General features: G+C 40.1%; 17 protein-coding genes. 12 read left to right on the top strand and 5 right to left on the bottom strand.

Translation table 11 applies throughout. From position 1 onward, the window contains the following. The first annotated feature begins 4 nt into the window (after positions 1-4). The gene (locus JMN32_RS02075; protein ID WP_202854619.1) at positions 5-484 is read left to right on the top strand and encodes a DUF6265 family protein; all 480 of its coding nucleotides are present in this window, start codon (positions 5-7) and stop codon (positions 482-484) included. Between the two features lie 132 nt (positions 485-616). Here JMN32_RS02075 and JMN32_RS02070 read toward each other — a convergent pair whose 3' ends face one another. Beyond that, complete coding sequence (locus JMN32_RS02070) at positions 617-1,366, bottom strand: ABC transporter ATP-binding protein (RefSeq protein WP_202854618.1); 750 nt, start codon at positions 1,364-1,366, stop codon at positions 617-619. 1 nt (position 1,367) lies between these two features. After that, entirely contained in the window at positions 1,368-2,096 is a 729-nt protein-coding gene (locus JMN32_RS02065) for an MlaE family ABC transporter permease (RefSeq protein WP_202854617.1), read from the bottom strand. A gap of 139 nt (positions 2,097-2,235) precedes the next feature. On the opposite strand from JMN32_RS02065, the gene JMN32_RS02060 reads away from it, so the two are divergent. The 6 genes from JMN32_RS02060 (at position 2,236) to JMN32_RS02035 (ending at position 7,169) form a co-directional block, all read left to right on the top strand. After that, positions 2,236-2,940 carry an SDR family oxidoreductase gene (locus tag JMN32_RS02060; protein ID WP_202854616.1) on the top strand — a complete coding sequence of 235 codons (705 nt, stop codon included), beginning with the start codon at positions 2,236-2,238 and terminating at the stop codon, positions 2,938-2,940. 194 nt (positions 2,941-3,134) lie between these two features. Next, on the top strand, positions 3,135-5,120 hold the full coding sequence (gene ispG, locus JMN32_RS02055) for a (E)-4-hydroxy-3-methylbut-2-enyl-diphosphate synthase (RefSeq protein WP_202854615.1): 1,986 nt from the start codon (positions 3,135-3,137) through the stop codon (positions 5,118-5,120). Between the two features lie 12 nt (positions 5,121-5,132). Beyond that, positions 5,133-5,345 (top strand): DUF6728 family protein, encoded by a 213-nt coding sequence (locus JMN32_RS02050; protein WP_202854614.1) that lies wholly within the window; start codon positions 5,133-5,135, stop codon positions 5,343-5,345. Beyond that, complete coding sequence (locus JMN32_RS02045; protein WP_202854613.1) at positions 5,345-5,716, top strand: MmcQ/YjbR family DNA-binding protein; 372 nt, start codon at positions 5,345-5,347, stop codon at positions 5,714-5,716. The genes JMN32_RS02050 and JMN32_RS02045 overlap by 1 nt, the downstream gene beginning before the upstream one ends. 135 nt (positions 5,717-5,851) lie before the next feature. Beyond that, entirely contained in the window at positions 5,852-6,634 is a 783-nt protein-coding gene (locus tag JMN32_RS02040) for a hypothetical protein (protein ID WP_202854612.1), read from the top strand. A gap of 166 nt (positions 6,635-6,800) precedes the next feature. Continuing rightward, positions 6,801-7,169 carry a hypothetical protein gene (locus JMN32_RS02035; RefSeq protein WP_202854611.1) on the top strand — a complete coding sequence of 123 codons (369 nt, stop codon included), beginning with the start codon at positions 6,801-6,803 and terminating at the stop codon, positions 7,167-7,169. A 410-nt stretch (positions 7,170-7,579) separates the two neighbouring features. On the opposite strand, the gene JMN32_RS02030 is transcribed toward JMN32_RS02035, so the two are convergent. The 3 genes from JMN32_RS02030 to JMN32_RS02020 all read right to left on the bottom strand — a co-directional run bounded on the left by JMN32_RS02030 (position 7,580) and on the right by JMN32_RS02020 (position 10,629). Next, on the bottom strand, positions 7,580-8,806 hold the full coding sequence (locus tag JMN32_RS02030; RefSeq protein ID WP_202854610.1) for a tetratricopeptide repeat protein: 1,227 nt from the start codon (positions 8,804-8,806) through the stop codon (positions 7,580-7,582). A 71-nt stretch (positions 8,807-8,877) separates the two neighbouring features. Further along, positions 8,878-9,573: an SOS response-associated peptidase gene (locus JMN32_RS02025; RefSeq protein ID WP_202854609.1), complete on the bottom strand. Its 696-nt coding sequence runs from the start codon at positions 9,571-9,573 to the stop codon at positions 8,878-8,880. A gap of 114 nt (positions 9,574-9,687) precedes the next feature. Beyond that, on the bottom strand, positions 9,688-10,629 hold the full coding sequence (locus tag JMN32_RS02020) for a YheT family hydrolase (RefSeq protein WP_202854608.1): 942 nt from the start codon (positions 10,627-10,629) through the stop codon (positions 9,688-9,690). Between the two features lie 150 nt (positions 10,630-10,779). Between JMN32_RS02020 and JMN32_RS02015 the strand changes: the two genes are divergently transcribed. The 5 genes from JMN32_RS02015 to JMN32_RS01995 all read left to right on the top strand — a co-directional run bounded on the left by JMN32_RS02015 (position 10,780) and on the right by JMN32_RS01995 (position 19,146). Beyond that, the gene (locus JMN32_RS02015; protein WP_238354311.1) at positions 10,780-13,146 is read left to right on the top strand and encodes a TonB-dependent receptor; all 2,367 of its coding nucleotides are present in this window, start codon (positions 10,780-10,782) and stop codon (positions 13,144-13,146) included. 5 nt (positions 13,147-13,151) lie between these two features. Continuing rightward, on the top strand, positions 13,152-13,988 hold the full coding sequence (locus JMN32_RS02010) for a DUF4249 domain-containing protein (protein ID WP_202854607.1): 837 nt from the start codon (positions 13,152-13,154) through the stop codon (positions 13,986-13,988). A gap of 132 nt (positions 13,989-14,120) precedes the next feature. After that, positions 14,121-16,508, top strand: coding sequence for a TonB-dependent receptor (locus JMN32_RS02005; RefSeq protein WP_202854606.1), 2,388 nt, complete (start codon positions 14,121-14,123; stop codon positions 16,506-16,508). A gap of 5 nt (positions 16,509-16,513) precedes the next feature. Next, positions 16,514-17,425 carry a DUF4249 domain-containing protein gene (locus tag JMN32_RS02000; RefSeq protein WP_202854605.1) on the top strand — a complete coding sequence of 304 codons (912 nt, stop codon included), beginning with the start codon at positions 16,514-16,516 and terminating at the stop codon, positions 17,423-17,425. Positions 17,426-17,478: 53 nt separating this feature from the next. After that, positions 17,479-19,146 (top strand): dipeptidyl-peptidase 3 family protein, encoded by a 1,668-nt coding sequence (locus JMN32_RS01995; protein ID WP_202854604.1) that lies wholly within the window; start codon positions 17,479-17,481, stop codon positions 19,144-19,146. Positions 19,147-19,206 lie beyond the last annotated feature (60 nt).

The following is a 19,206-nucleotide window of genomic DNA, read 5'->3' as shown; positions in this document are numbered from 1 at the left end:
AAACATGAAACAGTTTATTCTAATTGTCTTCCTGTTGTGCTTCGGGGTAGAGTACAATATGGCTCAAACAACTGGTGAAGGAGAGAAGCCCACGATACCCATCGAAAAGTTGGAATGGCTTAAAGGGTATTGGTTGGGAGATGGTTTTGGTGGTGTATCGGAAGAAATATGGACTCATGCGGCGGATAATACCATGATGGGTATGTATCGCCATATCAAAGACGGGAAAGTCACTTTTTATGAGTTTATGCACTTAACGCCGGAAGGCATGAAGTTAAAACACTTCAATCCGGATCTGACTGCCTGGGAGGACAAAGAAGACTTTGTGATATTTCCTCTGCTGGAAGTTACTGAAGACAAAATAATATTTAAGGGAATGGAGATATGGAAGAAGTCAGACAATGAAATGGAATTATCCCTAAAGCTTAATCGCAATGGAAAGGTTGAAACCGAGGTATTTCATTTTAAAAGGTCGTCCTTGTAGAGTATTCTTGTTTAGCAAAGGACTCTGTGTCAGAAGTAAGAAGTTACTTCTTTTTCTGTATTATGAGTTTTGCACATAATGAGGTGTACCGAGTTTATGACGGGAAAGTCTCAAAACAGGAGCCAGCTAAAATTAGAGGTGCTTCAATTTCTGCATTACCTTATTGGCAAACACAAATTCATCAAACTCCTTAACGCCTGTATTCATCAGGTCGTTTTTATTACCTTCCCAAAGCTTCTTGCCTTTGTAGAGAAACATGATGTTTTCACCGATTCCCAGCACAGAGTTCATGTCATGGGTGACCACAATGGTTGTGATGTTATACTCCTCCGTAATCTCCATGATGAGATCATCAATTAGAATGGAAGTTTGCGGATCCAGCCCTGAGTTGGGTTCATCACAGAAAAGATATTGAGAGTTATTTACGATTGCCCTGGCGATGCCTACACGCTTCTTCATACCCCCACTGATCTCGGATGGCATTTTATGGTTTTGACCTGCCAAACCCACGCGCTCCAGACAAAAATTGACTCTGTCCAGTTTTTCGCCTTTAGGCATTTTTGTCAGCACATCGAGCGGGAACATTACATTTTGCTCTACAGTTTTAGAGTCAAACAGCGCACCACCCTGAAAAAGCATACCGATTTCACGTCGCACTTCTGTTTTTACATCGCGATTGGCATGAGTAAACTCTTTATCATCGAAGTATACGAGGCCTTCGTCTGGTGGTATTAACCCCACAATGCACTTTAGCAAAACACTTTTACCAGTGCCACTGGATCCTATGATCAGGTTTGGTTTACCCTTTTCAAAAGTGCCACTGATACCCCTCAGTATTTGTTTGTCTTCAAATGATTTATGTATATTCTCTATTCTTATCATTTTACAAAAGCAATTGTGCTAATAAGTAATCAGCGAGCAGGATGGCAATTACGCTCTGAGTAACCGCGGAGGTACTGGCTCGACCTACTTCCAGTGCACCACCTGTTGTGTAGTAGCCCTTAAACGACGATATGGAAGCCACCAGAAAAGCAAACACAAACGATTTGATCAGTGCAAAAGTTACCGTATATTCATTGAATTCAAACCGAATACCATAGATATATTGAGTAGGGGTGATAACGTCCGTCATCAACCCTGCCAGGTAGCCACCGACTATGGAGAGCAGCCCTGCAATAATTACCAACATAGGGTACATAAGAACTGAACCCAGTATCTTAGGCAACACCAGATACGATGCAGAGTTGATCCCCATGACCTGCAAAGCATCGATTTGTTCAGAGATCCGCATAGTGCCCAAGCCACTAGCCATACTCGACCCCACCTTACCTGCATAGATTACAGCGATAATCGTTGGTGCGAGTTCCAGAATGGTCATATCCCTTACCACCAGTGATATTACATAGTTAGGAATGAGTGGACTCACCAAGTTATAAGCAGTCTGAATAGTAGTTACTGCCCCAATAAAAAATGACACAAGAGCTACTAGAAATATAGACCCAATTCCGATCGATACACACTCGTCAATGGTTAGCTTGAAGTAAGTTTTGAAGCTTTCCCGGTTAACAAAAAGTGAACCTAAAAAAATAAAATACTTGCCTATGGTTTCCATTAATTTTCTAAAAGATTATCGCGTTCAGGCTTTAAATCTCTACCTTTAATCCACTCTTTACAAAAAGATAGTAATATTATGATTAATGGTTTGGCTTTAAAAATGTTTTCATAAAAAAAACAAATTGTACAAAAAGAAAATGAGTAGACTAGTAGTAATTACAGGGGGTACAAAAGGTATAGGAAGAGCGCTGGTAGATATTTTTTCTGAAAATGGATTCGACATCATTGTTTGTTCTCGTAATCTAGATGACCTCAATACTTTGAGAGATGAAGTGCAGGAAAAATATAGTAATAAAGTGCATATCATGAGAACAGATATGTCGGATAAATCAGAAGTAGATTATTTTATAAAATTTATACACGCCCAGGAAGGAAATGTGGAAGTGTTGATCAATAATGCCGGACTTTTCATTCCGGGGCAAATCCATAAAGAAGAAGATGGTGTGCTTGAACAAATGATTGAAACTAACCTTTATAGTGCTTACTATATGATAAGAGGTCTGATAAAGAAAATGAAAAAAAATAAGACTGGCCATATATTCAATCTATGCTCAACTGCTTCGTTTATGCCCTATATTAATGGAGGTTCATACTGCATATCCAAATTTGCCATGCTGGGTATGTCAAAAGTGCTGAGAGAGGAAATGAAGGAACATGATGTAAGAGTGACAGCTGTTATGCCCGGAGCAACTTACACTGCCAGTTGGGAAGGGGCAGACCTACCCGAGGAAAGGTTTATGAAATCTCGTGATGTGGCATCAGCCATCTGGAATGCCTTTGAAATGTCTGACAGAACAGTGATTGAGGAAATTGTCATGCGTCCTCAGTTGGGGGATATTTAACCTTTTAGCAGTTTTTAGGTGTAGGTTTGCCGACTGAAAGAAGTGAAACCTTCTTGGTGTATAAAATCGTTAAACGTGAAGTTACCAGTGCTCAATAACTGACAATTAGTGCGTTGATGTCTGTGAACAGTAAGCTGTAAATTTGAGAACTGTAACCAGAAAAAATTAACTTTGCAGAAACAGATCAGGAAGAAGTGAATACAGAAATAATCAGTACAAAGCAATATTGTAATAGTCTGACCCAGTATTCGAGAAGGAAAACACGTGTTGTGGATATTGGTGGAGTGCCTATGGGGGGGGATTACCCAATTAGGGTACAGTCTATGACTACTGTCGATACCATGGATACAATCGGGTCGGTAGAGCAGGTTATACGGATGGTTGATGCCGGATGTGAATATGTACGAATAACAGCACCGAGTATTAAAGAAGCTCAAAACCTAGAAGAAATTAAAAAGGAGTTGCGGAGGAGAGGTTATAATGTGCCGCTGATTGCAGACATCCATTTCACTCCTAATGCAGCAGAACTGGCTGCTCGTATAGTAGAGAAAGTTAGGGTGAACCCTGGTAACTACGCTGATAAGAAGAAATTTGAACAGATTGAATATACTAACGAATCATACAACGCAGAACTCGACAGAATAAGAGAAAAATTTACACCTCTGGTTAAAATCTGTAAAGAATACGGTACGGCCATGCGTATAGGAACGAATCATGGGTCTTTGTCTGACAGGATCATGAGTAGATATGGAGATACACCATTGGGTATGGTAGAGTCCGCATTAGAGTTCCTTAGGATTTGCAATGATCTGGATTATCACGACATAGTACTATCTATGAAAGCCAGTAACACCCAGGTAATGGTTCAGGCTTACAGGCTTTTGGTTAACAAGCTGGAGGAGGAAGGCTTGCAGCCCTATCCCCTACACCTTGGGGTAACAGAGGCTGGTGAGGGTGAAGATGGACGTATAAAAAGTGCAGTGGGTATAGGAGTGCTGTTAGAAGACGGACTAGGTGATACTGTACGTGTCTCTTTGACAGAAGAACCTGAATTGGAGGCTCCTGTGGCTAAAACTATGGTGGACAGGTACAATAAGCGGGCAGGTCATGCGTCGATTGAACCTGTTGAATGCAATCCGGTTGACCCGTTTAGCTATAGCAGAAGACATACCTATGAAGTGGCCAATATCGGTGGGCATAATGTTCCTAGAGTAATTGCTGATATTAGCAGGCTGGGAACAGATGACTATAAAGATTTGAAAAGTATCGGCCATTTCTACCTTCCCGAACCCGACAAGTGGAGAATGAACGACCTGGGTGCAGACTATGTTTATTCAGGCAGTAGCCCAGTACAGTTTATGCTACCCAATGGATTAAAAGAAATCCTGGATTATAAAACATGGGAACAAACATCTGACAAGATCAATAAAGTGCCTATGCTCACCACCGGTGAATACCTTGCCCGAGGAGCCAGGCATGAAAATATTAATTTTGTCAGGTTAAGGTTAAGTGAACTGAGTGAAAAGTTGATTGTTGCTCTGGAAGAGGATAGCACTGTAGTTATTATGCTGGAGACATACAATGAGCATGGTATGGCGGAGCAAAGAAGGGCTTTCTTTAAACTAATCAATGCCCAACTAGATGTACCAGTAATTATTAAAAGAAGTTATCCTGATTTAACGGATGACCAGCTTCAGATCTATGCCGCTACCGATATAGGAGGGCTGTTGATTGATGGACTTGGTGATGGAGTAATGTTGGGAACCGAAAATGTAGACCAGGCCGGGAGTAAGATGCAAAAGTTGAAGCTGATCGAAAATTATAACAATACCAGCTTTGGCATTTTGCAGGCAGCAAGGACACGAATGACCAAAACAGAATATATTTCATGTCCTTCTTGTGGAAGAACACTGTTTGACTTACAGGAGACCACCGCTATGATCCGTAAAAGAACTGACCACTTAAAAGGTGTTAAAATTGGGATTATGGGGTGTATTGTAAATGGCCCTGGTGAGATGGCGGATGCTGATTATGGATATGTCGGGTCAGGAAAAGGGAAAATTACTTTGTATAAAGGGCAGGAGGTAGTGAAGCGTGGGGTACCATCAGAAAAAGCAGTAGATGAATTGATCGGGATTATCCGAGAAGGTGGAGACTGGATAGAAAAAGAAGAGGCATAAAAGCTTATAATTATGAATAACGAAAGCAACATGAGAGAGGAAAGCCACAAAAACTCATTGAGAGATTATTTTGCATTAGGAGAGGTGTTTGGGTATTTCTTTAGAAAAAAAGACCCCTCAAGACCATCCGGCATCAACCTGAAAATGATGCATGGGATCAATAAGATATCTATGATCATATTTCTAATTGCTTTAATAATTTTAATTGGCAGGCACCTTTTTTAATGGATATTGAAAATTTTAGAGAGATCTGCATTAGCAAATCGGGAGTTACAGAGGAATTTCCGTTTGATAATCAAACCCTCGTGTTCAAGGTAATGAGCAAAATGTTTGCCTTGATTGATGTAGACCTGTTTGAGCGTGCAAACCTCAAATGCGATCCAGAAAGAGCTGTCCAGCTCAGAGAGCAGTATGATGGAATTAAGCCGGGGTACCATATGAATAAGAAGCATTGGAATACGGTCATGATGGACGGGAGTGTTCCTGATCCACTTATTATTGAACTTGTTGAACATTCATATGAACTGGTGGTAGCTGGCTTGCCTAAGAAATTGAAGGAGGAACTAGATAAGCAAAACAATACTACTAAATTGTAAGCGTTAGACTATTTTCGTCATTTTCTCTTTAACTTATGATTTTTTCAATCTACCTTTGAAGTTTGGTAAGAAGTATGCTTAAACGGCTTATATTCACGGATTTATTATGATTATTGGCCTGCTTGATTTTTTTGCATGATAAAAACACATCACCTAATAACTGGTATTATTCTCTTTTTTTCGATTCAGGCGTGTACTGAAAGAGTGATATGCCCTGCTTATCAAAGTGCCTTTATCCATGATAAAGAGGTGCTGGATAGGCATTTTAGTTACTTTGGTGAAGATTCCATGCCTAAGGTAATGGAGGCGAGCAAAGACAAATTTCTGATCATTGAGCCGATGTCGTATCGCAAAAAGCTCAGAAGTTTGCAAACCATTCCCATGCGCGATGTCTACCCCCAGGAAGATGACTCTCTCGAGTTTCAGGATGACTTTTATCTGGCAGAACGGGAAGGATATGATTCGACAGCCGTTATTTCCATTGATACTGTTGCAGCAACAGCTGCGGATAGTACATACATGATCTCTCTGAAAAAGGAGAAGTTTAACATAGATCAGGAGTTGTACTTGTGGTACCTCCGTAAGTATCTCATTTACCCTGATGTGGCGCTAGCTAAGCAGCAGGCGGCTGAAGCCAGTGGCCAGAAGGTGAAAACAGAAAAGAAGAAAAAGGGTTTATTCAGAAGGTTGTTTAAGAAGAAAAAGAACAAATCCGATAGTACTAATTTTGATGTAGAAACTTCTGCTACAGAACTAAATCAGGATGAGCCTAAAAAGAAGAAAGGTTTTTTTAGTTTCCTGAAAAAGGACAAGGATAAGAAAAAGGCCCGGAAGGAGGAAGAGGAGGATGAGGAAGAACAGCCTTCGTTAGATCCACCATCCAATGAGGAAGAGGATGATGGTGAAGATGATTTTTAGAGATTAAATAAAGGTAGTAGAGCCAATTCCCAAGTAGCATGTCTGTTACGTCTAATTGACAATCATTTCTTTTACGAAATACTTAAGACATTAATTTATGATACGTTTGTCGCAAACGTTTTCGGAGGATTTGCGTTATATCAATAAGAATTAAGGTTTAAGTGAAATGTTTAAGCAACCTCTGTTTATTCTACTTTTAATGTTCCTACTGCCTGTTGAGCATATCGCTCAAGATAGGGTAAAGGGACCTCAGGCCAAAAACTTCAAGGCATGGGAAAGGGAAGCCAAAATTGCTGCTAAAATTGCAGAGAATCGTTTAGAATATATGGGGCCAAAAGCTAAAAATAAAAAGGTCTGGGAGGGAGAGCCTGCTGATCAAAACCATGTCACTATCGAAGTTGCTGCTGAGAATAATCAATTACATGGAGTAAGGGTAAAGAATGCTAAGGTATGGGAAGATAGTAATGCTGTCAACCATCGTAGAATTCCACGGTTTATCACCCCTGTTTTGATACTCCTGATTTTAGGCCTGTAATGTCATCGAGTTTTATTGTATTGTTATTTATAGTTGGGTATATTCAAACCAGAATTATATCTCTTTGAGCCACCCAGATCTTCCTGTTTTTCCAGAGTTATAAACCCTGAGTGACCTCTGGGTGAAGAGCTTATATCATTTTTTTTTTAATAAAGGGTCCTCTTTGAAGTGATAGGAATCTATATAATACGCATTGAGGATTGACTCTTTAATAGTAGGGTGGATTGCATGGGGGAAGAACCGTTAGGGTAAGCCTGGCTTGAAAGTATAGAAAGTATATTTGCCAGAATTTATGCATGGTCAATGGCTGTTTGATGATGATATCAATATATCAAAAAGACCATAAAATTGCCACATAGTATATGGTGAGCAAACGGTTGTCTGTCTTGAGAAAGTTTACAAATCAATATTTAGAAACACTTTTTTAAAAGCTTTTCGTCAATCTCGCTTTGTTTCATACCAAGTTCTATTGCCTTGTGAACGTTATTGCAGGCTTTCTGTTTTTTGTTGATCTGCAAATAGACCAGAGCTCGGAAATAATAGCCTAGGTAGTACTTTGGCAATCCTTCCAACCCCTTGTTTAGGTCTTGGAGCGCTTGTTCCGGATTGTTGATAAGGTAGTAACTGTAGCCCCTGTTGATATAGGTGTAAGACTCTTCAGGTAATATTTTCAAAGCTTCATCAAATGCGGTAATAGCCGAATCGTATTGTGCAACTTGAAAATGGCTCAGACCTTTATTGCGCCAGGCTTCAGCATTCTTTGGATTTAATTTAAGCACGTGAGTCCAGTCGCCTAAAGCTTCAGGCCATTGGCGAAGTTCGCTGTAAAGAACAGCTCTGCGGAAATAAACCTCTTCATTAGCCGAGTCAATAGCGATGTAGCTATTATACTGATCAATAGCTTTAGAGTAGTCTTCCTTTTGTGTGTAAATAAGCCCGGAGTATAGATATGGCCATTTGAGGTCACGCTTCTTTTTTTGTGCCCTTTGGTAGTAGTAAAGTGCACTATCAGTGTTTTGTACTTTATAATGGACATTGGCAAGGTTAAAGTAAGGCTTATAGCTTGTAGAGTCTATGCTTCTGGCCTGATGTAATAGCTTTAGTGCATCGTGTAGCAGCCCTATTTCCAGATAGGTGAGGGCTAGGTCTGTTAGAGTTTGACTGCTAACCTTAAGTTCAAGCGCCTTGCGAAATTCATCTATGGCGTCTTGTCTTCTCAATTGTCGTGTGCGTATTACTCCTTTGAGGTGGTGAATATCAGCCTGATCACTTTTATATTTGTTGAGCCTGTTTTGTTCTTCTGCAAGTTCGTTTTGTGATAGTTGCTTACTTTCGATTTTTTCCTTGGTCTGAACCTGATAGTTATCGTTGATGTCGAGGGCTACATTGACAAACTGAATGGCCGTGTGGTAATCCTTCCGTTGTTGATAGATCTCAGCAAGTCGCATGGCGGCTGTGAAGCTTTGAGGGTACACCACCAATATTTCCCTGAACCTTTCAGTGGCCATAATAGTATCACCTTTGAGCAACACTTCTTCCGCTTTAAGAAGAAGCTCAGCCTTATTTTGTGATATGGCTGTTAACGGTATGATAAGCGCAGTAAGTATGAGTAAGTGTTGTTTAACCGTAAATTTCATAAGCAAATATTTATAGCGCCAACCATAGGGAACTCAGTTCAAGTTGATAACCCTTTCAAATATAAAAACACCTAGTCAAAAAGGGAGTAGTTGCCAAACTGGTCTGCAGGGGCCATGGGTTTGATGAGAGACTCACCTTCATTGTTGATGTCACTGATCCTGGGGGATACAGAATAACTTCCCATTTGGTCAGAAGGGTATGGAGCCAGCAACTCCAACAGTTTGTCTTCTGGAGTATTGCTGTCAAGCCAAAGCTTTTCTGCCTCAGGAGTAAGTACTGCAGGCATTCTGGCACTTACTTCAGACACAATGCTATTGGCTGGGGTAGTGATAATTTTAAAAGTATGTACTACATTTTCCTCATCGTCTTCAAACTCTTCCCATATGCCTGCAAAGGAGATGGTCTGGTCATTGCCAAAAATGAAACGGTAAGGAATTTTACTTTTTTTACTGATCCTTTTCCAGTCATAGAAACCATCTGCAGGTATAATACAACGACTCTGCAAAAGCGCTTTATGAGAAGAGACTTTCTCAGCGAGTGTCTCTTTTTCTGATAGGATTAATTTAGCACCGATTGTTTTGTTTTTTGATCGCTCAGGTATTTGGCCCCAGTAGAAGAAAGACAACCCCTTACTGTCTTGAGTAACAACAGGTAATACCTGAGTAGGAGCAGCATTATACCGTGGCTTATACCGCTCTGGCACATCAATATTAAACCTTTCACTCAGTACTTCCGCGTCCGCAGTAATAGTATATCTGTCTCCCATACTACGAATGTAGCAAAATTCTCTTTTAGAGGCGGGATGTTCGGTTAATTTTGGAGGGATATGTACCCAAATCTTGTTGTAGTGCAAGCACTAACGAAACAAAAGGAGTTGGTATTACCCTTCAATAAAATTCAATGCACGCTTTTCTGACCAGTATAACCCTTCCTTGTTGAATTCGGTAAAGCCAACATGACCGCCACGTTCAGGAGTTTCAAATAATACATATTTATGTTCCCTCAGGCGGTCTTCAGGGTAGCACTCCCGTGAGAGGAAGGGGTCATTCTTGGCATTGACAATCAGAGTCGGTATACTGATGTCGTCTAAAAAGTTTATCGAACTGCAAGTATTATAATAATGAATAGCATCCTTGAACCCATGCAAGGGTGCCGTGTAGTTGTCGTCAAAGTCTTTGAGTGTTTTGATATTCTTTAGTTTCTCAGTTTCCAATACTCCGGGCATTACTGCAGCTTTGGAGATTATCTTTGCCTTTAGATTGTTTAAAAACCTTCTTGAATAGACAAAATTTGAAGCTTCTGATATTTTAACACAGCTGGTGTAAAGGTCCAGAGGCACTGAGAAAGCAACAGCCATCTTTACTTGTGACAAAATATTAGTCCCCCGTTCCCCAACATATTTAAGTGTGAGATTGCCGCCCAGGCTAAAACCTATCAGATAAACTTTTTTATAGCCTTTGGCCAATGCATGCGTTATTACGTGATGTAAGTCGTCAGTAGCCCCACTATGATAGAACCGGAGTTGTTTGTTAATTTGATCACTACAGCCCCTGAAGTTCCATGCAAGTACATCATACCCTTGGGTTGAAAATGCCCGGGCCATGCCTTTTATATAGGGTCTTGTAGAGCTTCCTTCAAGACCGTGGGAAATTACAACGAGTTGATTGGAGTTGTTTTGCACCCAATCCAGGTCAAGAAAATCATCATCCGGGGTGTTTATGCGCTCCCTGGTATAATCTACATTTTTGATTTTACGAAAAAGAGCCGGTAGTATGGTTTCAAGATGTGCTGAGAAATATATGAGGGGAGCTTCGTATTGCATTAACTGTTTTGTTATTTCTGAGTTGCTGGATTATTAATTTCACCTGTTAAAATATCCCGTTGATCATTTTTTTCTGAATCTTGGAAACTATTTAAATATTATGTCGTCTGTAGACTAAGTATTAAAAAACTCAATTAAATTCAACTAACATTGGTACCAACAAATCTAACCAAATTTCTCCTCATACTATCATTAGTATGGCTTAGTCAATATAGCCAGGCACAACAAAAGTACACCATCAACGGGTATGCTAAGGATGCTGAGAATGGCGAAGAGCTTATTGGAGTGACCGTCTACGTCAACGAACTCAAAGTAGGAACGGCAACTAACGTCTATGGGTTTTATGCATTAAGTCTTCCTGCGGGGGACTATACGTTGATCTTTAGTTCAGTGGGTTATAAAACGGTAACCAAGCAGGTAAGCTTAACGAAAAATGAAACGTTTAATATTGAGCTTCCTGTCGAGGTTACTTCTCTGGACGAGATAGTGATTTCAGGTGATCCTATTGATGCCAATGTCACGGATATAACGATGAGCCGAAACGAGTTGGATATTAAACAAGTGAAAAAATTACCAGCTTTATTTGGTGAACCGGATATTATTAAAACCATTCAGATGATGCCCGGTGTGATCACTGCAGGTGAAGGTACTTCAAGTTTCTTCGTAAGAGGAGGTAGTGCAGACCAAAACCTAATCCTGATTGATGAGGCTCCTGTTTATGATCCTTCACACCTTTTCGGTCTGTTTTCAGTTTTTAATGCCGATGTAATCAAAGACTCAGAACTGTATAAAGGAGGTATACCCGCCCGGTATGGGGGTAGACTATCGTCAATCCTTGAGGTAAGAACTAAAGATGGTAACAACAAAAAGATTGGTGGTGCAGCAGGTATTGGTACCTTGGCAAGTAGATTTATGCTGGAAGGCCCGATCCGAAAGGAGAAGAGTTCATTTATTATATCAGGTCGTCGCTCTTATGCAGATTTATTCCTGAAAGCAGCAGGGCAGGAAAACCTCGTACACTTTTATGATGTTAATGCAAAGGTGAACTGGAAGCATAATAACAATAACAGATTCTTTGCAGCCTTGTACTTGGGGCGAGATGTTTTCAATTTTGATGATACTTTTGGTTTTGATTGGGGGAATATAACAGGTACTTTCAGGTGGAATCATCTTTTTAATGACCGTCTGTTTTCAAATACATCTCTTATTGTTAGTAACTTTGATTACGCCCTCGAGTTTGATGATGATGCCCAAGGTTTTAATTGGACTTCCAATCTACAGGAATTCTCTTTTAAAGAAGATCTTAACTACTTCATCAATACACGCAATGAACTTGAGTTTGGCTATCATCTCACTTATCGCAGGTTCTCACCAGGCGAGATATCGCCAACTTCAGAAGCCTCTATATTTGAAACTCAGGAGATACAGAATGATTATGCCCTTGACCACTCTATATACCTTGGAAACGAACAGCGCCTTAGTGACAGGATTACACTATCATATGGTGCCAGACTATCAATATTTCAAAATGTAGGAAAGTCAGATGTGTACATTTATGAAGATCCTCAGGATAACATCGATATAGTACATAAAGACACTTTACACTATGATCATCTTGAAAATATTAAGACCTATGTGAATTTGGAACCCAGATTTGCAGCAAGGTTTATGATCAACCCGAGAAGTTCAGTGAAAGTGTCATACAACAGAATGGTGCAGAATACACACTTGATATCCAGCGGTACTGTGCCTATTCCATTCAATACTTGGAGTCCAAGTAACTACTATTTAAAGCCGCAACTTGCTGATCAGGTTGCAGTGGGTTACTTCAGAAATTTTAAAGACAATACCCTGGAATTTTCAGTGGAATCATATTACAAGGACATTGACAATGTCACTGATTTTGCTGATAACGCCCAACTTTTCTTTAACAAGGATCTACCCACCGAGTACAGGCAAGGTGACTCCTGGTCATACGGACTTGAGTTGATGCTGCAAAAGAAGGAGGGGAGGTTTACTGGATTCGCCAGCTATACCTGGTCAAAAACAGAGCGTAAGATCGATGGTGTGAACCTAGGTCGCCCTTTTCTGGCTAATTATGACAGAAGGCATGTGTTCAATATAGTTGGCACCTATGATTTGAATGATAAATGGTCATTTGGAGGAAGCTTAACATATAGTACAGGAAGACCAATTACCGTGCCTGCAGGCAGGTATAAATATGGAGACACCTATCAGGTAGATTACATCAGCGAAAGAAATGGCTACTTGTTGCCTGATTTTCATAGAATGGATCTTTCGGCAACGCTTACCCCTAGAAAGAATAAAGACAGAAAGTGGAAGAGCAACTGGGTGTTCTCTCTGTACAATGCTTATAGTAGAAAGAACGCCTTTACAATCTATACCCGCGTGCAACAGGATGATGAGGGAAATATCATCAACGGAGATGTGAAAGAGGCTCGAATGATATCATTATTCCCTGTATTGCCTTCTGTAACTTATAACATTCAATTTTAATAGCCATGAATAAAAATATTCTATACTTATTAGCACTGATAACCGCAGCAAGTCTCATGGGTTGTGAGGAGACTGTAGTACTCGATTCTGAGCAGGTTCAATCTAAAATAGTGATCGAAGGACTGGTGACAGATCAGGAAAAACATCACTATGTAAAAGTATCACGGTCGGGAGAGTTTTATTCAAATGGGAATTTTTCAGGTGTGGTAGATGCTGCCGTTACCGTTGAGGATGATCAGGGTAATGTATTTAACTATGTTCATAATCCGTCAGGTATGGATGATGAAGGTTATTATCTTTCGGAAGACGTTTTTGCTGGCCAGGTAGGCAGTTCATACAAGCTTACTGTAACTGTTGGCTCAGAGATTTATACTGCAACAGATGTTCTTAACCCTGTTACAGCCATCGATTCACTAGAAGTGTCTTTAAATGAGGAGGAGTACGATGATCCTGAAGATGAAGGTTACTTTTACGAAATACTTTTCTATGCCAAAGAGCCTCAGGAAACTGAGGATTATTATCTTTTTAAATTTTACCGTAATGATTCTCTTTTGTTAGATTCAGAAACAGACGTTTATTATGCAAATGATGATTTGTTGGGAGAAAGTATTGACGGTATCCCTACAGCAGGTTTCTATAAATTAGGAGATAGGGCAAGGGTGGAAATGTATAGTATTTCAAGGCAGGGCTATATTTATTATAACGACCTGTCTTCGTTGCTTAATACCGATGGAGGTATGTTCACCCCTCCACCAGCAAACCCCAGGTCCAACCTTACCAATGCTGCCCTTGGATACTTCCAGGTCAGTGCTGTAGTCAGCGATAGTATAGCAGTCGAATAGCGGAGTTCGATTTGGACAAAACATGTAAGCCACAAAAATGTTAAAGTTTTTTTGCTAAAGCTGAACATTTTTGTGGCTTACGTGTCTGTTATTTGCACACAAGTTGTATAAAATCATTTACCAGAATCTGACATGCCCAAACGTACATTTCGATTTTTAGCCATATTTGTTTTATTATGTTCAGTTAGTTCTCTGATTGCTCAGCAGAAAGTAACGCTCAGCGGATATATTAAGGATGCGGATGATGGAGAAGCTTTGATCGGAGCTACCGTTTTTGTTCGTGAAACCAAGAGCGGATCGGCATCAAATGTCTATGGGTTTTATTCGGTCACCTTGCCTCCTGGAAAATATATTATTGAGTTCACCTATGTAGGGTACCAACCTATTGTGAAGCAGGTGGAGCTTATAAAAAATCAGCGACTCAATTTGGAGATGGCGGGAGAGAGTCAGCAACTGGAGGAGGTAGTAATTTCAGGAGAACGAGTGGATGCCAATGTAACCAGTACTGAAATGAGCACAAATAAACTGGATATTCAAACCATTCGAAAGCTACCTGCATTTTTAGGAGAGGTTGATGTTTTAAAGAGTATCCAATTACTTCCGGGAGTCAGTACAGTAGGTGAGGGTGCAGCGGGTTTTAATGTACGTGGAGGAGGTGTTGGGCAGAATCTTATTCTTTTAGATGAAGCACCAGTCTATAACTCTTCTCACTTATTTGGGTTCTTTTCTGTTTTCAATCCTGATGCTGTCAAGGACACCAAATTGTACAAAGGAGCCATTCCTGCGCAGCATGGAGGTCGTATAGCTTCACTTCTTGATGTTCGCACCAAAGAAGGAAATAGTAAGCGTTTTGAAGCTAACGGAGGTATCGGGACTGTGTTTAGCCGTCTTGCTCTGGAAGCGCCAATAGTTAAAGACAAGTCTTCCTTTATATTAGCAGGGAGAAGGTCGTATATCGATATTCTTGCCAGACCCTTTTTGCAGGATCTAGGGGATGTAGGCTTGAATTTTTATGATCTGACCATGAAGACCAATTATGATTTTGACAAGAATAATAGATTGTACCTGTCAGGGTATTTTGGAAGAGATGTTTTTGAATTTGATGAAAATCAAGGCTTTAATTGGGGAAGCAAAACAGCCAGTTTGAGGTGGAACCACGTTTTCAATGCCAGGCTTTTTTCAAATTTCACGGCGGTATATAGTAAATATGATTATCAGTTGGAGTTTGGCGAAGATGCCAGGGATAAGTTTACCTGGGACTCCGATGTTACAAATTACATGTTCAAGCCCGAATTCACTTACTTTGTTAACAACTATAACGAAGTAAGTTTCGGAGGATCATTTATCTATTACACCTTTGAGCCAGCCAATGCGGTAGGAGTAAGTGCTGGGGAACGTATAGATTTTAGCCTGGATAAAAAGTACAACCTGGAGTCTGCTGTATACCTGAGTAATAAGCATGAGCTTAGCGATAGATTTTCTGCAGAATATGGGTTGAGATATTCCATGTTTCGCTATCTGGGGCCTGGTGTAGCCTATGAGTATGGAGATGCAGAGCCAGGAGAAAGAAAGCCAATGACAGGTGTTAAAAACTATGACAGGTGGGAAACCATTCAGACCTACTCAAACCTTGAACCCAGGTTTTCATTTAAATATCAGTTCAATGCAAGTAGCTCTATAAAGGGAAGCTATAACCGCATGTCACAGTATATTCATCTTGTTTCAAACACTACTGCATCAAACCCTCTGGATGTTTGGGTTCCCTCATCAAATAACCTGAAGCCTCAAATAGGAGATCAGTTCGCGCTGGGGTACTTTAGAAACTTTGGGGAAGGAAATGACTATGAGGCTTCTGTTGAGGTGTATACACGCCTGGCCAAACATCAGGTTGACTATATTGACGGTGCTGATATTCTGATCAATGAATATTTGGAAGGAGATTTGCTTAGTGGGGACGGTAGAGCTTATGGTCTTGAACTTTATTTAAAAAAGAATGTAGGTAATCTGAATGGCTGGGTAAGTTATACATTGGGCCGTACGGAATTACAAGTCGAAGGAATTAATGATGGAAAGTGGTATCCTACCCGCTATGATCAAACCCATAACCTCAAAGTAGCAGCCTTTTACGATCTGAATGAGCGCATATCATTATCGGGTAACTTTACCTTTGTAACGGGTACGCCAACTACATTTCCTACATCACGTTATGTAGTGCAGGATATACTTATTCCTTATATTTCTGATGAAGGAAGGAATAACATCAGATTGGAAAGCTACCATCGCCTGGACCTGTCGCTACGACTTGAGGGTAAAAAGATGAAAAAAGGAAAAGAGAGGAAAAACGAAGATTATTGGGTGTTCTCCTTTTATAATGTATACGGACGAAAAAATCCATTCTCAATCTATTTTTCACAGGATGAAGATCGAGTAATGTCTGGAGAAGCGATTAATACTGAAGCAACGCGTGTTGCCATTGTCGGTACTATTATCCCGTCGATTTCTTATAATTTTAAGTTTTAACAGCCATGAATATCAGAATGCTTATATACATATTTGTCATCTCCATATTGTCTGGCGCATGTGAAGATACTATTGATGTTGATCTGGACAAAGCTGACCCTGTTTTAGTGGTAGATGCCTGGATCAATGATAAACCAGAAGATCAGGTTATTAGACTCACTATGTCTCAGCCATACTTTGAGCAGAGTTTACCTCCAGAGGTGTCCGGGGCTACTGTTACTGTAAAGGATAATGAGGGTAAGATCTATAGTTTTATGGAACATGATGCCGGTAAATATGTATGGACTCCAACGGCTGTCAACCCTACTCTGGGTAAAATTGGTAATGTGTATACCCTGAATATACAATTGCAGGATGGAGACAGCTACCTGTCAGCAACTACTATGAACAGAACGGCTCAGGTAGACAGTATATCATTTACTTATGAGGAAGAGACTCCCTTTTTTCCTGAGTCGTATCTGGCTGAAGTTTGGGCACGTGATCAGGTAGGGGTTGGAGACAGCTATTGGATAAGGGCTTATAAAAATGGTGTGTTACTCAACAAACCTCAGGAGGTGAACCTTGCCTTTGATGCAGCCTTTACTGAAGGTAGTAATTTTGATGGAATTACATTTATTGAGCCCATTCGTCGGGGAATAAACCCGGTAGACCTTGATGAGGATGACGATTTTATTCCTCCGTATGACCTGGGAGACTCTATTTATGTAGAGATACATTCAATTTCTAATGAGGCTTTTTATTTTCTTACAGAAGTTGTCATTCAAACAGACAGACCGGGCGGATTTAGCGAACTTTTCGCACAGCCATTAGCTAATGTACCTACAAATATTTATGCTACGGAAAACACTGGTAAAGGTGTGGTAGGTTTTTTTAATGTGGCGGCAGTTAGTGGAAAAGGTAAAAAACTGAAAGAATAATCACTGGGTTCAAGGCTTTTTATTAATTTCGGTGAAAACCAAAACTTAATAAAATGTCAAAATTCTTTTTCAAGTTATCTATAGTTGCTTTAATCCCCTTACTATTTACGGCCTGTAACCAAAAGCAAGAGGAATCATCTGTAGTAGAGGTTGAGGCAGAACCTAAGAAAGATTCTGTTCTCAATTCCCTGCTCAATAAGTATACCACGGTAAGATTAACGACTGACGTTACCACACTTTCTGAAAACCAAAAGCAGATGATCCCCATGTTGATTGAGGTGGGAGAGATTATGGATGAGCTTTTTTGGTTTGAGGCTTATGGACATAAAGATTCTTTAATTAGTACATTAGACAACGATGCCGCTAAAAAATTTGTAAAGATCAATTATGGACCTTGGGATCGTTTAAATGGAAACAAACCATTTATTGAGGGAGTGGGGTATAAACCTGCCGGAGCTAATTATTATCCTGTTGACATGACCAAGGAGGAGTTTGAAGCTGCTAACATTGAAGATAAAACTTCATTATATACTTTTATTAGAAGGGATTCTACTGGTGAGCTTACTTCTATTCCCTTTCATGTCATGTTTGAAGAGCAGGTTAAGAAAGCGTCGGATCTTTTGAAAAAGGCCGCAGAACTTGCTGATAATGCCGAACTGAAAAAATACCTTAACCTGCGTGCCGAAGCACTTTTGACAGATAACTACTATGAAAGTGACATAGCATGGATGGACATGAAAACCAATCAGATCGATATTATTACAGGACCTATTGAGACCTATGAAGATCAACTTTATGGCTATAAAGCTGCGCATGAAACTTATGTGCTTGTAAAAGACATGGAATGGAGCAAGCGCCTGGCTAAATACGCTACACTTCTGCCTGAATTACAAAAAGGATTGCCGGTAGATGATAAATACAAGAAGGAAAAGCCCGGTACAGACTCTCAATTAGCGGCATTCGATGTTATTTATTACGCCGGTGATTGCAATGCAGGAAGCAAAACAATAGCAGTTAATTTGCCTAATGATGAGGAGGTACAATTGAAGAAAGGAACCAGAAGGTCTCAGTTGAAGAATGCTATGAAAGCTAAGTTCGATGAAATACTTGTTCCTATTTCCAAAGTGCTCATTGATGAAGAACAGCAAAAACATATTACTTTTGATGCCTTCTTTGCCAATACCATGTTTCATGAGGTAGCTCATGGCTTGGGAATCAAAAATACTATCAATGGTAAGACTACCGTTCGGGAGGCACTGAAAGAGCATGCATCAGCGCTCGAAGAAGGTAAGGCTGATGTATTAGGACTTTATATGATCACCAAGCTTCATGAGAATGGTGAGATTGAAGGAGAGTTGATGGATTATTATACCACCTTTATGGCTAGCATATTCCGTTCTGTAAGATTTGGAGCTTCAAGTGCTCATGGTAAGGCCAATATGGTAAGATTTAATTACTTCAAAGATCAGGGGGCATTTACAAAGGATGAGCAAAAGGGTACTTATAAGATCAATTTCGGAAAAATGCAGGAAGCGATGAACTCCCTATCCGAGAAGATACTGACTTTACAAGGTGATGGTGACTATGAGGGAGTGAAACAACTAGTGGATGAGAAAGCATTGATTAAGCCTGAATTGCAAAGAGATCTGGATGAACTGTCCAAGCAAGGTATACCTGTAGACATTGTTTTTGAGCAGGGAGTTGAAGTTCTGGGGCTATAGCTCGAATGGAGAAATTTGGTACTTTAACTAAAAGTGCTGAAATGAAAAGGGGGCTGCTTC

It is taken from the genome of Fulvivirga marina, assembly GCF_016775155.1.
Lineage (GTDB): Bacteria > Bacteroidota > Bacteroidia > Cytophagales > Cyclobacteriaceae > Fulvivirga > Fulvivirga marina.
Note: the sequence above shows the minus strand (reverse complement) of the source record. Positions and strands in the feature narration are given on the sequence as shown.